This is a genomic window from Tenacibaculum sp. M341 (genome assembly GCF_004337695.1).
Classification (GTDB): Bacteria; Bacteroidota; Bacteroidia; order Flavobacteriales; family Flavobacteriaceae; genus Polaribacter.
This window is the reverse complement of sequence record NZ_SJXJ01000003.1, coordinates 141205-158469: the sequence shown is the minus strand read 5'-3', so window position 1 is coordinate 158469 and position 17265 is coordinate 141205. Positions and strand designations below refer to the sequence as shown.

At 31.5% G+C, this 17265-nt stretch carries 10 protein-coding genes; 3 read left to right on the top strand and 7 right to left on the bottom strand.

Annotation, left to right across the window (positions count from 1 at the left end):
• The first annotated feature begins 1 nt into the window (after position 1).
• Together EYW44_RS04195 and EYW44_RS04190 are read left to right on the top strand one after the other, a co-directional pair.
• Positions 2–1114, top strand: a complete 1113-nt coding sequence (locus EYW44_RS04195; protein ID WP_132722420.1) for a WGR domain-containing protein — start codon at positions 2–4, stop codon at positions 1112–1114.
• A 12-nt stretch (positions 1115–1126) separates the two neighbouring features.
• A complete protein-coding gene (locus EYW44_RS04190; RefSeq protein ID WP_132722419.1) occupies positions 1127–2197 on the top strand; it encodes an STM4014 family protein in 1071 nt (356 codons plus the stop codon).
• On the opposite strand, the gene cysC is transcribed toward EYW44_RS04190, so the two are convergent.
• Positions 2198–2743 carry an adenylyl-sulfate kinase gene (cysC, locus tag EYW44_RS04185; RefSeq protein WP_132722418.1) on the bottom strand — a complete coding sequence of 182 codons (546 nt, stop codon included), beginning with the start codon at positions 2741–2743 and terminating at the stop codon, positions 2198–2200. It lies immediately after the preceding gene.
• Between the two features lie 157 nt (positions 2744–2900).
• Here cysC and EYW44_RS04180 point away from each other — a divergent pair, with 157 nt between their 5' ends.
• Positions 2901–3749: a universal stress protein gene (locus tag EYW44_RS04180; protein WP_132722417.1), complete on the top strand. Its 849-nt coding sequence runs from the start codon at positions 2901–2903 to the stop codon at positions 3747–3749.
• Positions 3750–3858: 109 nt separating this feature from the next.
• Here EYW44_RS04180 and EYW44_RS22095 read toward each other — a convergent pair whose 3' ends face one another.
• The 6 genes from EYW44_RS22095 to EYW44_RS04155 form a co-directional block, all read right to left on the bottom strand.
• On the bottom strand, positions 3859–4023 hold the full coding sequence (locus tag EYW44_RS22095; protein ID WP_165872155.1) for a hypothetical protein: 165 nt from the start codon (positions 4021–4023) through the stop codon (positions 3859–3861).
• Between the two features lie 22 nt (positions 4024–4045).
• The gene (locus EYW44_RS04175) at positions 4046–6268 is read right to left on the bottom strand and encodes a T9SS type A sorting domain-containing protein (RefSeq protein WP_165872154.1); all 2223 of its coding nucleotides are present in this window, start codon (positions 6266–6268) and stop codon (positions 4046–4048) included.
• 110 nt (positions 6269–6378) lie between these two features.
• On the bottom strand, positions 6379–6543 hold the full coding sequence (locus tag EYW44_RS22090; RefSeq protein ID WP_165872153.1) for a hypothetical protein: 165 nt from the start codon (positions 6541–6543) through the stop codon (positions 6379–6381).
• 240 nt (positions 6544–6783) lie between these two features.
• The gene (locus tag EYW44_RS04165; protein WP_132722414.1) at positions 6784–7650 is read right to left on the bottom strand and encodes a hemagglutinin protein; all 867 of its coding nucleotides are present in this window, start codon (positions 7648–7650) and stop codon (positions 6784–6786) included.
• Positions 7651–7660: 10 nt separating this feature from the next.
• Positions 7661–9631, bottom strand: a complete 1971-nt coding sequence (locus EYW44_RS04160; RefSeq protein WP_132722413.1) for a hypothetical protein — start codon at positions 9629–9631, stop codon at positions 7661–7663.
• A gap of 610 nt (positions 9632–10241) precedes the next feature.
• Positions 10242–17240 carry a hypothetical protein gene (locus EYW44_RS04155; protein WP_132722412.1) on the bottom strand — a complete coding sequence of 2333 codons (6999 nt, stop codon included), beginning with the start codon at positions 17238–17240 and terminating at the stop codon, positions 10242–10244.
• Positions 17241–17265 lie beyond the last annotated feature (25 nt).

Here is a 17265-nt window from a genome sequence, read left to right as displayed (position 1 = left end):
TATGAAAAAACATTTAGAATTTAAAGATGGTAGTTCTCAAAAATTTTGGGAAATTTCAGTCGACGGTAATAACCACACCGTAACCTATGGTAAAATAGGAACACAAGGCACACAAAAAACAAAAACTTTTGACTCTGAAGAAGCTGCATTAAAAGATGCGAACAAACTAATTGCTTCCAAAGAAAAAAAGGGTTACAAAGCTGTTAGCGCTCCTTCTAGACCTGTTAAAACCTACTCTTTAAACGACAAGGTGAATCCTGAATATGCTTATAAATTCATCTCTTATGAATATGAAGATGATCCTGAAATTTTAGAGCTTTTAAACAGTTTTATCAAACAAGAAAATAGTGATGAGGTTGAAGAAATCATTATTGGTATGTGGGAAGAAGGATATGATAAAAGCAGTAAACATATTTTAGATTTTTTAGTAGAGCATAAAGACCGTTTTTCTAATGTGAAACACTTTTACATAGGTGATATTGAATCTGAAGAGAATGAAATATCTTGGATTCAACAATCAGATTTTGAAGATTTTCTTAAAGCTTATAGCCATATAGAAACGCTAAGAATTAAAGGAGGAAATGGTTTAACAATGGGAAATTTTGATTTACCTAACTTAAAACTATTAACGATTCAATCTGGAGGTTTAGATGATGAATTAATTCAAAATATCGCTAATTCTAAAAACTCATTAACTAGTTTAGAATATTTAGAAATTTGGTTTGGAACTTCTGATTATGGTGCAACTGTAACTAAAGAAACTGTTCAAAAATTACTTGCAGACAAGCCTTTCCCTAGCTTACAACATTTAGGTCTTATGAATTCTGAAATTCAAGATGATATTGTGCTAGCACTTGAAAATCATGAAATTTTAGACCGAATTAAGGTACTAGATATTTCAATGGGAGTTTTGAAAAAAGAAGGTGGTGAATCATTATTAAGAAATGAAAAATTAGATCAACTAGATCGATTAAATTGTGATTTTCATTATATGACTGAAGAGCAAACCGATTCACTTCGCAAGCGATTTGGTAGCAAAGGTAGTTTTGAATACTCAGATTATTATGAGGATGCTATTGAAGACGAGTGGTATTATGTTGAGGTTGGTGAATAATTTGTAACGTATTTGGAACAACACATTATAATAGCGCCTAAAAATTCAAGGCGAATTCAATTTTGGAAATCAGCTCTACAAAAAGAGCTGATTTCTATTAGTTATATTGATATTATCAACCATAACTTTTCTCTTTCTAAACACACAAAATACTGTATTCGCTTAGAATCTGCAGGGGAAGATTTTGAAACCTATCAACAAATTCTATTATTAGCTTGTAGTAATGAAACCGAAAGAAACATTGTTTTAAATAAAACTTTTCTTTTCGGACAGATTGCTGATTTTAATTTATGGCTAAAGGGATGGGAAGTTTTACTTACTTCTATTAAACACTTAGAAAAACAGTATCAAATTACATTTATTAACGATCCTTTAGATATTTTAGCTGTATTTGATAAATCTAAAACTACCAAACATTTACATACAAATGGTGTAGCTGTACCTCCACATTTGACTTGTAATTCTTACTCGCATTTGAAACAAATAATGCAACAACAACAAATACATCAGGTATTTTTAAAACCTAAAGCTGGATCGTCTGCTTCTGGAGTCATGGCTTTTAGATACAAAGACGAAAAAAACATTCAGTTACATACTACCATTGATTTAAAAGAGCATCATTTATTCAATAGTTTAAAACTGAAACGTTATCATACCGAAAAAAGCATCAATAATATCTGGAATAAAATACCTTTCAATTCCTTGCACATAGAATTATGGTTGCCAAAATTTAAACATCAAAACTTAAATATTGATTTTAGAGTAGTTGTTATCAATGGAAAAGCAGAATTTATAGTACCTAGAGGTAGCAAACACACTATAACTAATTTGCATTTAGGGAATGAAAAATTAAACTTAGACTCCTTAAATTTAACTACTGATACGATTCATAAGATTAAAACAATTGCTGAACAAGCTATGAGTTGCTATCCTAAATTATTTTATGCGGGTGTAGATGTACTTTTAACTCCTAAAAAACAAGTATATGTACTAGAAATTAATGCTTTTGGAGATATGTTATTGAACATTACGAATAAAAACAACTTAACTACGCACGAGCAATGTGCTTTGTTCTTTAAATAATTACTTTGTTTCTAAAACTGTAGTTCCATTCAAAAATAGCTCAATTGATAATACACTTTTTTCAATTGTTTGATTCTCTGTATTCACAGTTAAGCTATGATGTACTGGAGTTTCAAAAACAGCATCAATTCCTGTAAAATTTAAAATTTCTTTATTCAGGGCTTTTTTATACAATCCTTTTACATCTCGTTTAATACATTCTTCAAGAGAACAATCAACAAAAACATCAATTACTTTATCGCTTCCAATAATATCTTTTACTAAACTTCTTAATGTTTCTTTGGGGGTAATAAATGAACAGATCGTTATAACTCCCATTTCTGAAAATAACTTAGCAACCTCTGCTACTCTTCTAATATTTTCTTTTCTATCACTTTCTTCAAAGCCTAAATCTGAATTTAAACCTTTTCGAAGTACATCTCCATCTAACCTTTTGGTTAAAAAACCTTCCTGTACTAACTTTTCATTAAGAGCTTCTGCCAAAGTAGTTTTTCCGGCTCCTGACAAACCAAAAAGCCAAATAACAGTTCCTTTTTTTAGTTTCATAACTATTTACATCAACTTGCTTCATCAAAAATATGATAATAAATCGGCGTATTAAAAACTTCTTGTTTTCTACTACCTTTTTTCAAAAACTGATAATGGTCATTTTTTAAAATGATAAAGCAATCTATTTTTGACCTAACTAAAAAGCAGATTCACCATGAAAAAAAAGATATTAATACCAACAGACTTCTCTAAAAATTCTTGGTCAGCAATTAATTATGCCAGCGAATTATATAAATATGAAAAAGTAGATTTTTACATATTAAACGCGTTTCAAACAGATAGCCTTTTATCTAATTTTATTGTTCCTACTCCTGGAGACACTGCTTATGAAAATGCAAAAGAAATTTCTTATGAGGGACTAGAAAAAATGTTAGCACAAATAAAAGCTAATGGACCATATGAGAAGCATGAATATTTTACTGTAAATGCTTACAACTCTCCTTTAGAAGCTGTAAAAAACTTTATTGATGACAAAGACATAGAAATAGTTATTGTTAGCAGCAAAGGTAAGACCAATGATCTTGATAGTGTTGTAGGTAGTAACACCGTGGAAATGATGGAAAAAGTAAGAAACTGCCCAGTACTGGTTGTTCCTAATGATGTTGTTTTTAAAAAACCAAACGAAATTGTATTCCCTACAAGTTTTAAAACTTCATACAAACAACGTGAATTAAGCTACTTATTAGAAATATCGAAAATAACCAATGCACCTGTAAGAGTTTTACACGTTGGTGCAGAAAGTGAGTTATCTGAAGAACAAAAAGATAAAAAACTATTGTTAGAAGAATGTTTTGATGGTATTGAATACTCTTTTCATTATTTAAAAACAAAAAATATTAATGAAGGTTTGCAATTATTCATTCAAAGTAGAGAAAGCGGAATGATCACTTTTATTAATTCTAAGCATGCTTTTTTTGATTCTGTTTTTACCAAACCAATGGTTAAGGAGCTGGGTTATAACGCAAGCGTTCCTGTACTTACATTACACGATTTAAAAAATTAAAACATTAATAATATTTTTTCTTTACTAGTTCTGGAAAGTAAAGGAAACACGCCCCCCGAATGCCAGAAAAGGCTCTCAGTAAACTGAGAGCCTTTTTTTTAAAAAATAATTAAAATCCATCCCCTGGAGCTTCTGGCGAAGCTGCTTGAGCTTGTTTAGGGTTTAGTATTAAATACGTACCTAATGCTGTTAATGCTGTGTACTTTCCGTAATTTCCTATTTTTTGTAAAGCTTCTTTACGTGAAATATTATCTTGTTGTTTATTATTCTTCATGATTCTTTTTGTTATATAAAAACTACTCTAAAACAATTTTTTTACTGATTTCTGAATGTTCAGTTTGAAGTTTAACTATGTAAATTCCAACTGACAAATTCTCTAAACTGACTGTCGCTGTTGTTCCAGACACTATTTGAGTATTTGAAACTTCTTTACCTAATATTGAGTATACTTTTATTGTTGCATTTGTATCTACTCCTGTAATAGTTATTTGGTTTTTAGCTGATTTAAAAATTGAAATACTTTCATTATTAATAACTGTATCATCTGAACTTAATGTTTTTCCTGAAGCGTGTAAATAAAATCTACCTGTACCTTTTAATGTTTCATTAAGGGTAACTGCAAAACTACCTTGGGTAATTTCATTAAACGTGTTTGTTTGTTTATCCTCTAAATAAATAGTAGCATCTGTTGGCAATTTATTGGTGTTTACAGAGAATATAATCTCTTCATCTTTTTGAGCTACCACTCCAATTGGTATTACTACTTCTTGATAGCCATCAGCTGGTAAAGATTGAATTGTATAATTCTCTTCTGAATTACCTTCAACTAACTTTGAAAAAACATCAAAACTAGCTCCGCTAAAATTCCCGATATCATACCCGGCATCTAATCCTTTAGTCCCAGAATTTGAATACATAATTTTAGTAGCTACCATATTTTCACCTGACTGTGCTAAAAGTTCAATTGAAAAATCTTCATTATCATTATCTCCTCTTGTTGACGATCCTGTTGATACAGGAAGCCCTCTTTGATTCGCATTAAAAGTTACATCTGTAACACCTGAATTTGTTCTAATAAAAAATCCTTGTCCTGGTGCTATTTTACTTTCTGCATCTAATAATGATATTGCTGCATATTTATTTTGAGTAGCATCCCAAGTGTAAACAGCCATAAAAGAAGGGTCGAATTTACTGCTGTTAGCAGCTATAAAATTTTCTCCTGAAATATCATTAATAGGAAGATAAGCTGTATAAGGATTTCCTACAGCATTCCACTTACTTTCTGCTACAGATTCTGTAACATCTCCTGTATTAATAGTTCCTGTAAAAGAAACTCCTCCGTTTGTTGCTCTAGATATTGCGTATCCTTTTCCTAATTCAAATGTTAATGCGCTTGATGATAAATCATCTGCAGTATAATACACCCATTTAGCTCCATCAGCATTGCTATCATCATAATAAGCAATTGCATATCTATTTGGGGTTACTGATGTATTCTTACGAATATCATTTGCTGCGTTTTCTGCAAATTCTTTAATGCTTTGTCCGCTCACTGGTGCAGTAATAACCGTCCACTCATTAGCTACTAAACCATCTTGCTGAAAAGTAACTTGTCCTGTTGCCGATCCTTCTACTATAAAAACACTGCTATTACTTGCATCAGCATTTAAAATAATAGCTCCATCATTGGATAAATTTCCATTAACATTTAAACGTCCATTATTATCTATAGTTAAATCTGCACCTGAGTTAATAATTAAATCATTCGTTACATAATTTCCAGAATTTAAAATTGGATCATTAGCTACATCAGGAACTGTCACATTTCTGGTTGCATCTGGAATGACTGTATCACTCCAATTTGACGTTATTCCCCAAAAAGCACTAGAAGCACCCGTCCAGTTTACATCTATAGGAAGCGCAGCTCCTGCTGAATCATAACTATCACCTGTTATTTGCGTTCCTGGATTAGAAGTACAATTTGCAGAAGCAAAAGTAGTATCTGCTGTTGGTCCGCAAGCCGTATAAAATTGATCTAAAAACACTCCCCCTGTTTCAAAAGAAACATTAGGATCTTTACTTACATCTGCATATTTAATTTTAATACTATATAAATGCTGTGGCGTACTATTTACTACTGGCATTCCCATAGTTCCGCTACTCGCCAATTGTTGAAACGAAGTAGAAACTCTTGAAGTTGTATTGTCATTTACTATAAATGATTGATAAGCATCAATTGCACCTAAAATTCTTGTTTCTAAAATTGAACCAGTAGGTCTTAGCATTTCAAAATTGGTATTGGTATGTACATTTTCTCCAAATGCCTCTGTATTGTAATTGAAATAAATTTGTCCTGATCCTACTATGAAATCTGTATCAGAAGCAATGTAAATATCTGCTTCATAATAATCATTCGTTCCGTCGTTAGTATTTCTTGCATTTGCAAATGAAAAACTAATGTTTTGTGAAAATAACTGAGTTGAAAAAACAGCTAAAAATATGAATAGTAAATTTCTCATCATCTAAAAATTATTTTTTGAAATGGTCCGTTTCACCCCGGGTTCCCTACGCAAACTATATATGGATATAATTTTACCAGGGGAACGGACTTAATTGTTTGTTTAAGCTTTTATGCCCTTTGAATACTGATTACTCTCATTGACATTCCATTGAATGCTTTCTCTATTTTAACCTTTGATAACCAGAATAAGCTTCCTCTGTACATTATAGGTAGATAAGCAAACTTTCTAGTCACTTTTCTAACTGTAAATCTTCTGTTTTTAATTAGCCTCATAAGCGTTTGGGATTAAAGTTGTTCTCCTTTACCAATGATTGGTATTTTGAATATTTATTATGTTTGTTTGTTAGATTTTGACCATTTACATCAACATCCTTTTTTATGTATTCTGAATGGCATTGGGCTAAGAGAGATATTGCCCAATGCTCAGAAGTAACATGAAAATTAGCACAGTTAAATTCCATGTTTGTAGTAGTTAGTAGTTTTATAATTTATATAATCATTGAATTGTATTGTTTAAAACTGTTCTCCTTTACCGATATTCGGTTGCAAAAGATTATTGATATCAGAATTTTGAACCTGCCCATTCATATTCAAATCAGCTTTATTATATGTTGAAACTCCTAACAATTGAATCACAGCATTGGTATCTGTATTTTGAATTTGACCATTTTCATCAAAATCACCAGAAATCATTGCCCATATTCCATTACCCATATCAATAACTGAATTTGTTCCTCCAAATACTGAAGTTGTTGCATCACTAAGATTTACTGTGGCTGTTGTGGTAGTATTAAGAGATATTGCACTTGCACTCATTACTCCTAAATGATTTCTGTGATTAATAGCTACATAATAACTATCGGCAGCTGACGCTAGTTTTAATTCAGATACTCCATCAACATTCACAACATCACCGTCGGCTTGTAATAATGCAGACTGACTTGCTAGAATTATTGTTCTGTCATTTTTATCTCTTAAAGTGATCCAGACCCAATCAATAATTGCGTTATTACCTGTTACATCAAAAACAGCAGCATCGCAAATAATTGCATCCGCATACGGACTCGTAGTAGGTAACAAACTATTACTTCTTAAACTATCATCCATTACAGTTGTTCCTGATGTTGTTAAAGGACCTTGTAAAAAAGCTACTGGTGACAATTTTATTTTAAGTATAATTTCCTCCTGATGAAATCCTTGATTTAATATTGTGGTTCCATTTGAACTTGTTGCTACTACTAATTCCCCAACTGTAAAATCTAAACTTGCACTTGCATTACTCAAAGTAGTACCACTAGATCCAATTACAGTTCTTTCTATGGTTTGAGAAGACAAAGAGGTAGAAAGAAGTAATGCTAAAATGAATATATTTTTTTTCATAACATTAGTATTATCTTTTACCAACGATGTTTACAATCGTCATAGCATCTGTTTCGGAATTATTATTTTCACTTTTAACCTTATAGGTTACTTTTCCTTGACCAAGCGTTATGATTTGACCTATTCTAGTTCTTGCTGTAGTTGAAAGACAAGTAATTGTTACTGCTGGTATATCTGAAAAATGATTATTGTAATTGATGGTATATGTTTCATCACTTAAAGAAGTTGTAATACCACTTGAACCTGTAACATTTGAATTAATAGAACCATCTGCACTTATAATTAGCGATATCATTTCTACATTATTAGCTGCGCCAGCTGCTCTAAGATCATCACCATCTTCATCAATAATTACATTTCCGTCAGTCGCAATATTTTCATCAACTTTTAATTCTCCTTTTACCTGTAATAAATCATTATCAAATTCTCCGTAAACAAGATCTCTAATATGTAGTTGATTAGAGAATCCTCCGCCAGCTGCTCCTGCAGCAGTTCCTATAAGAACATTAGAATCTCCTTGTAAGTTATATCCAGCAAAATAACCTATTACAACATTACTTCTTCCTGATTGTGCACCTTCTGCTGCTTGATGACCTATAATTACATTTCTATTACTTAAGTTTGAAAGGTTACTTGTATCATCGTATGATCCAAAGATTTGATTTTCTGTAGAGGTAGTTGTCAAAACACCATCAAATTCAAAATTTCCAGTTGTTTTTACATCTCCCGAAACATTTAACAATCCATCTTTGATATTTACTTGATCTTTTCCGTTTGTAACAAAATGAATTTCGTCATTTTTACCAAATGTACTACCTGCACCAACAGTTATTAATGTTGAAGAATTATCACGTTCTCCAACAGATTCAATAGTTGAAGTATATAACCAATTGGTCGTAGTAAAACCTTGATCTTTTTGATTTGAAGCGCTTTGATCAGAACTTTGAGTACCTACAGCAATATTACCAATAACCGCAGTATCTGCGACATCTAAACTGGTTTGTGGATTCGATTCTCCAATTCCTACGTTTCCATTAGCTAGAATTGCAATACCTTCATTATCTCCATCATTTGAAATCCAATTTGAGTTGGTTTGTAAGTTACCTCCTAAAGTCACTTTTCCTGATGAAGTTACATTACCATCAGTATCAAATTGTAATCCTTCGCTACCACCATCGTTATTAAGCCAATTATCACCTAATTTAATATTACCTGTAAGCTCAATAGTACCATTATCTAATATCTTTATACCTTCGTCATCTCCATCATTAGAAATCCAATTATCACTTAGTTTTAAATTTCCACCTAAGTTAGTATTTCCATTCGTATCAAATTGAATACCTTTATTATCGGTTCCATCACCATTAATCCAGTGTGCATCTAAATTAATATTACTTCCAAGAAATAATTTATTGGAAGTGGTTACTCTTCCTGCATCTCCTATTAACAAACCTTCATCATCTCCGTCATTAGAGATCCAGTTACCTCCAATTTTCAAATTTTCTGTTAGTGTATGATTTCCAAGATCATCTCCATTTTCTACATATTTTGCTTGTAATGCATAAGGAACACTTAGTAACTGTGTTGTTCCCATACTTACATAAGTTGTTCCACCCGCAGTATCGATACTTACTTCTAAAAAATGATTATTAGATGACCAATCTATCGTTAAAAAAGCATCTGCTGTAGTCCCTTGACCTACTATTAAATTAAAAACCCCATATGCATTGGTAGTTGCTGTATGAGTTTCAGTATAAACCACTGTTCCGTCTGTTGTTGCTTCATGTAGTTTAAATTGTACACCTACATTGGTGCTTGACAATACTTCTCCCGCAGCATTTCTTACTACCGATTGGTAATTGAATCCTTGTGGAGTTTGTGAATACGCGATTAAAGAAAAAAGAAATAAGCATAAAAATGCACTCAATCTCTTCACATCATTCGAGCTAAAATTATTTTTTACATCTTTTTTAAGTTTCATGTGTAGGGTATTTTATTTATGTTCTTATTTTTATGTTCAGAGAAAAATTGTGGTCCTTTTTTTAACTTTTCTCTTGTTTATGTTTTTAAAATTGTTGCTCATCAGATTTTATAAACTCATGAATATTTTCTCTTTTTTAAAGTTTTAAACACTCCGGTAAAACAACAGTGCAATACTATTTCATTTTAAAGATTTAAAAAAGAAATCATAGGGTGCAAAAAAGGGTGCAAAAATCAAAACCCCTTATTTTACTGGTTATTTAGAGGTGTTTTTTATGCACCCCTATACTTTTTGACTTATAAAAATGTTGTGAAATTTGTGTTTAGAATATAGTTTACTACTAATTCATTTTACAGAAAATTAATTTTTCGTTTAGTAAAACCTAATTGCTGTATTGACTTTGATTTTTTTTAACAAGAGATAATAACTATTAGAAAATAATATTACCTCTTGTAATTACAATTGATTTATAAAAATGTATTTGAATTTTTAATAATGTACTTCTATGATGAAAGCGATCCAAGTAATAATTTCTAGTAATTAAGCTACCAAAAATAACCTCTCGACTGCGCTCGAGGTGACAAAAGAACTTTAAGCACTATTTTTAATATTAAAACTGCTCTCCTTTACCAACATTTGGATTTAATAAATTATTGATATCAGCATTTTGTACCTGACCGTTCATATCTAAATCAGCTTTATTATACCCAGACACTCCCAGTAATTGGATAATGGCATTTGTATCAATATTTTGAATTTGACCATTTTCATCAAAATCACCAGAGATCATTGCATATATTCCAGATCCCATATCTGCTAAAGCATTTGTTTCTCCTGAAACAGTAGTACTATCTGTAGTTAAATCTACATTAATTGTGGTTGTTGATAAACTTACAGTTGATGAGGTCATTACACTTAAATGATTTCTATGCTTTATTACAATGTAGTAATCATCTGATGTTACATCAAATAACAGCGGAGTAACACGATCATCAGTTGGCTCTACAATTTCTCCATCACGTTGTAAGACTCCTGATTTACCAGCTATAATTGTACTTGGATTATCGGCATCTCTCAATTCAACCCACACCCAATCTACCATAGAATCAGCCCCTGCATCACCTAATTGAATGGCGTCTGAAATGGTAGCATCATCCGAATAAGGAGAAGTTTTCCCAAAAGTTCCCCCGACAACTCTTAAGTCGTCACGCATTAAACTATCTTCTCCTGAATTCGGATTTATATATGCTCCTTGTAAATACACCTTTAATGCTAGTTGAATATCTCCACAATTTGTATCACTATAACTTGTTCCGTTGTCTTTATCAAACCACCAAGTACTACTATATGAAGCATCATCAACTAGAACACAACTTAGTAAATTGCCTCTAAGATGAATATTCTCAATAGTAGTGTTATTGGCACTCTTAAGGTTTAAATAGGTTAGTTTGTTACCTGATAAGTTTAATTCTTTTAATGCAGTATTGCTTGATAAATCAAGAGTAGTTAAATCATTTCCTGACATTCTTAATTCATATAACAAAACGTTCTTACTAAGGTCGATAGTTGTTAGACTATTGTTACCAATATGTGCTGTTTCTAGCAATGTATTATTGGATAAATCAAGAGTCGATATCCCTGTATTATATGAAAGACGTAGATCAACTAATGCTGTATTTTTAGAAAGATCTATTGATGTTAACGACATAGCATCTAATCTTAAATACTCTAATAAAGTTAAATTAGTAAGATCTATACTTATAGCACTATTATTTCCAACATCTAAAGAAGTAAGTCCTACAAAATCTTCAATTCCTGTAAAATCTGTGATCGATAAATTAGTTACATTTAACGTTGTAATTTCTTCAATTAATATTGTTGGAACCTGTCCATCATTTGAAATATCGTCATAACCCAAGCTTTCTAAAGCAGCTTCAAAATTAGCATCTGGAATAGCTGTATAACGACAATAATTATCAGTAAAACCTACAGTATCATCAATATCAGTCCAATTTGTTGTGCTATATGTAGCATCATCAACAATAACACAAGTTAAGTTAGGATTATCTTCTGCCCTAAACGTGGTAACATTTGTGTTGTTTCCGTTTTTCACATTTAAGTAACTTAAATTGGCATCATGTGCATATAAATTTTTCAAAACTGTTTGCTTACTTAAATCTAAAGATGTTATATCTGTATCATTTACACGCAATGTTTCAATCTTTGGATTATTACTTAAATCCAATTCGGTAATATTTGTATTATCAACACGTAGCACTCGTAACTCAGAATTATTAGAGAAATCAATAGTACTAATTTGTGTACCGTAGCATTCTACTGTTTCTAAATCAGGATGAACGCTGAAATCAAAAGAAGTAATATTCGTAGAATACCCCTTAAATTCGACCAGTTTTGTATTCTGACTAATATTTAAACTTGTTAATCCACCATTACCATTTACTAATAATTTACGTAGCGAAGTGTTGTTAGTAAGATCTAATGCGGTTAAGTTACTCCCCGCTAAGTTTAAAATTTCTAAAGCTGTATTTTTAGACAGATCAATTGAATTGATAGAGTTACTATCAGCAGTTAATGTTTTTAAAAGAGTGTTTTGAGTTACATTTATAGCCGTTAAGTTATTCAATCTACAGTTTAGAGATGTTAAAGCTATAAAATCTTCGATTCCTGTTAAATCATTGATCCCCTTATTTGGAAGTGCTAAACTTGTTACCACTTCAATTAACCCTGTTGGTACTTGTCCGTCACCAGAAACATCGTCATAACCTAAAGCTTCTAACTCTGTTTCAAAATTAGTATCAGGTATTTGTGTGTAACGACAACCTGTACTACTAAAATTAGCAGTGTCATCTATTCCCAACCAATTTGTTGTACTATAAGCAGTATCGTCAACATTAATACAGGTTAAATTTGTATTTCCAGTTGCAATAAAATCAGTAACATTAGCATTATTACCATTTTTTACGTTTAAACTAGATAAATTGTTGTTGTTTACTGTAATTGAAACTAGTCCTTTCTGATTAGTAAGATCTAAATCTGTAATAGAATTATCTTGACACCAGAAAGATGTTAGCGCTGTATTAGTAGTAACATCTAGTGCTGTTAAACTGTTGTTTCCACAACGTATATCTTCTAATGCAATATTAGTTGAAACATTTAAGGTTGTTAAGTTATTGTTTTTACATTCTAAATAGGTTAATGCTGTATTAGTTGAAATGTCTAAACTTGAAAGGTTATTGAATGAACATACTAGCTGATCTAATTGTGTACAACCGCTAATGTTAAGTGTTGCTACAGGTGTAAACTTAGTCCATAATGTCTTTAAAGCTGTATTTTTTGAAAGATCTAAATTGGTTAATGTATTGCTAACACATTGTAATATTTCTAAGGCAAGAAAATCTTCAATACCAGTTAGATCTGCAATATTTTTAGCATTTACATTTAAACTAGTTACTGTATTAATCAAAACAGTAGGTACTTGTCCATCACCAGAAATATCATCATAACCTAATGATTCTAAAGCAGCTTCAAAATTTGCATCAGGAATAGCTGTATATCTACAATAGGTATCACTAAAACTTGTAGTGTCTTCTTTATCTGTCCAGTTTGTAGTACTGTAAGATGCATCATCTACTAAAACACAGCTTAAACTTGGATTATTTTCTATTCTAAAATTTCCTACATTGGTATTATTTCCATTTTTTACATTTAAATACGTTAAATTAGTATCATGAGCATGCAACCCTCCTAATACATTATTGTTACTTAAGTCTAAATTAGTAATACCTGTATCATTCACACGTAACGATTCAAGTTTCGTATTATTGGTTAAATCTAATGATAAAAGATTCGTTTCATCAACACGCAATGATCTTAATTCAATATTATTAGAAAGGTCAATTGTAGTAATTGAAGTTCTATAAGCAGAAAGTATTCTAAGTTCTGTATGAATACTTAAATCCAACATTGACACACCAGAACTGTAAGTGTATAATTCTCTTAATTCAAGATTCTTACTCAAATCTAAAGAAGTTAACCCTTTATTTCCTTGCACCCATAAATCTCTAAGATCTGGGTTGTTAGATAAATCTAGTGAAGTAATACTATTAGAACCAATATTTAAATTTCTTAAAACAATATTTTTAGACACATCGATTGAAGATAAACTGTTAGCATTAATGTATAAGTGTTCTAATACAACATTTTGACTCATATCTAATGTAGTAAAATTATTACCCCTTGCATTTAATGTAACTAATGCCGTAAAATCTTCAATTCCTGTTAATTCATTAATTCCAAGGTCGTTTACAGTTAATGAAGTTACTGTTTCAATTAAAGCCGTTGGAACTTGACCATCTCCAGAAATATCATCATAACCTAAAGCTTCTAATCTAGCTTCAAAAGTTGCGTCTGGAATAGCAGTATAACGACAATAGTTATCATTAAAACTAGCTGTTCCATCAATGTTTGTCCAATTTGTAGTACTCCAAGTTGCATCATCTACTAAAATACAAGTCAGTGAAGAATTTCCTGTAGCTATAAAATCAGAATTAGGCATGTTGGTATTATTACCATTTTTAAGATTTAAATAGGTAAGGTTGTTATTCTCACACTCTAATCGAACTAATGCAGGATTGTTTGAAACATCTAAAGAAGTAAAATTATTATCTGCAATTCTAAGCTGTGTTAAAGCTGATAAATTAGAAACATCAATTGAGTTGAAGTTTACACGTTCAATTACAATTGTTTCTAATAACGGATTCTGAGAAACATCTAATCCTGTTAAAGCGGTATCTTGAAAAAATAGGCTCTTTACGTTTGGATTATTACTAATATCAATACTTGTTAAGTTCGAACAAGCTCTTAAATTAATCGTTTCTAAAAGAGGATTACTAGCTACATTTACGGTAGTAAATAAATTATCTCTTAAGTTGATAAATGTTAAATCAGGATTTTGACTTAAATCAATTGTTGATAATTGATTATACCTTCCTTCAATACTAACTAATTTTGAGATTGACCCTAAATTTAAAGTTGTAATATTATTGTTGTCAAAATTTAAATTCTGAAGATTAACATTACTACTTAAATCTAAACTTGTTAATACATTCGTTTCTACATTCAAATCTGTAAGTTCAGTGAAATCCTGAATACCTGTTAAATCAGCAATATTTTGATTACTTACATCTAATGAGGTAACAACTTTAATCAATGTTGTTGGTACTTGTCCATCATTTGCAATATCATCATAACCTAAAGTATTTAATGCAGCTTCAAAATTGGCGTCTGAAATAGCAGTGTATTCACAGTATGTATCACTAAAACTCGTAGTAATATCAATATTAGTCCAGTTAGTTGTACTATAAGCTAAATCATCAACAATCACACATAGTATAGGTGTACCTATAATATCAAAAGCGCTAACATTTGTATTGTTTCCATTTTGGATATTTAATGATGTAAGTGTTGTGATATCTTGCGCATACAAATATTTAAATGAAGTATTTTTTGATAAATCTAATGCTACTAAACTTGTGTTTTCTAGTTCTAGAACTTCTAATTTAGTATTTGTGCTTAGATTCAGTGTAGTAACTGGTGTATCTTCAAGATCTAAATGTCGAAGATTTGGATTACCGCTAGTATCTAAAGTTGTAAATGTACAGTCTACACAGGCAAAACGATCTAAGGCAGTAAGGTTAGAAATATCGATAGCACTAGCTAAAGATCGAATTTGAAGATCTTCTAATACTGGATTATTACTTACGTTAATAGAACCAAGAGAAGAACTACTTGTCATTTGAAACAATTTTAAAGCAGTGTTACTAGATAAGTCAACCATAGTAATATTATTTCCGTTTGCTTTTAACTCTTCCAATGCAGTAAAATCTTCTATACCTGTAAGATCTGTAATATTCTGACCGGCTAACTGTAGTTCAGTAACTACTTCAATTAAAGAAGTAGGTACTTGTCCATCACCAGAAATATCGTCATATCCTAAAGCTTCTAATCGAGCTTCAAAATTTGCATCTGGTATAGCTGTATAAGTCGCTTGGATTATAGTTACTGCTCCTAAATCTAACTCACAAGAACCATTATTAAACCTAGCTTTTAAATCATAAGAACCTACACCTAAATTAGTGATATCAGCTGTTCCTAAATCATCGTTAAATGTATAAGGATAGGTTACTCCGCCATCTACGCTAAATTGAATTTCTGTTCTAGTAGCTTCATCAGAAAAATTAAGTGTTATAGTTGCATTATTTTGACCTATAAAAGCATCAGTAAACCCAGTAATTGAAGCTGTTGGTGTTACAGTACTTGCTAAAGGAACAAAATGAATTGCACCTGAATTTGACGGTGAATCATCTTCATTTTGCCCAATAAGTAAATATGAATAAGAAACTGCTACTGCTCTATTTGAGAACTCATCCCATCCATTACCAGATGTTAATTTTGTTAATTGAGACCAATTATTGGTGCCATTATCTTTAAAAATATATACTGCATCTCCGTTAGTTTTTCCGTCTCCCCAAGTACCCACATATAAAAATTCATTTTCTATGGCTACATCTGTTCCAAGACGTTGATCAGCAAAACTATCTTTATCTGTATTTTGGATCATGACTCTATTTGAGTCTAAATAATCTCCATTTATGTCTGCTTTATAAACATATACTCTTCCTTCGTTAGTTGTAGAGGTAGAACTGGTTTCAAATTTCATAGCACCTATTGCTAAATAATCACCCTCTACATCAATACTCCATCCAAAAGCTTCATTAGTTAATGTCCCTCGTAAACGATGTGTACGTGACCAAGTTCCATCATTAGCTTGATCCCATATTTGAACTGATCCTGCTGAAGCATTCCCTACAGAAGAATAATCATAAGGACCACTAACATAAGCACGACCGTCTTTAATTAACACATCATGACCAAAACGAGCACCAGAATAATTAGATTGTACTTGAGGTTCTAGTTTGGTTTCTGTATATGTAAATGTTCCTGTTCCATCATTTTCATATAAATAGGCACAACCTCCCACAGAGCCATTTCTAGCACCAATTAACACCATATTTCCTTCTATAGAAGCCGACACTCCAAAACGATCATCAGAACTTCCATCACTAGGTTCGAAAATAGCTACTTCAGTCCAAGTAGTTGAACCGTCGTATTCAAATAAATAAGCCGCGCCAGTGTCTACTGCAGAGGAGTTGGTTTGAGCACTAGCTCCAACAACTAAGTAATTACCCTGTAAAGCGATACTTGATCCAAAATTATCACCTACAAAGCCATCACTAGCTGTTAGTATAGTTTGTTGTGACCAATTTCCTGCACCATCATTAGTATATACATATACTTTCCCTGCTGCTTCACCATTACTTCGAGATACGGTAACAGCAATATTGCCATCAATAGCAACTCGCTCTCCAAATCTATGGTTTGAAGCAGCATCACTTGCTTTAATCTTTGTACCATCAACTGAAGTTGTGGTAAATGTCCCTGTTAATTTAGTTTCGTCTAGTGTACAAGAGTCTTGACTATAACCAAACAGAGAATATAAAATAGTTATTAAGAGTATATTTTTCTTCATAATTTACTTTTGGGATTTTGAGTTC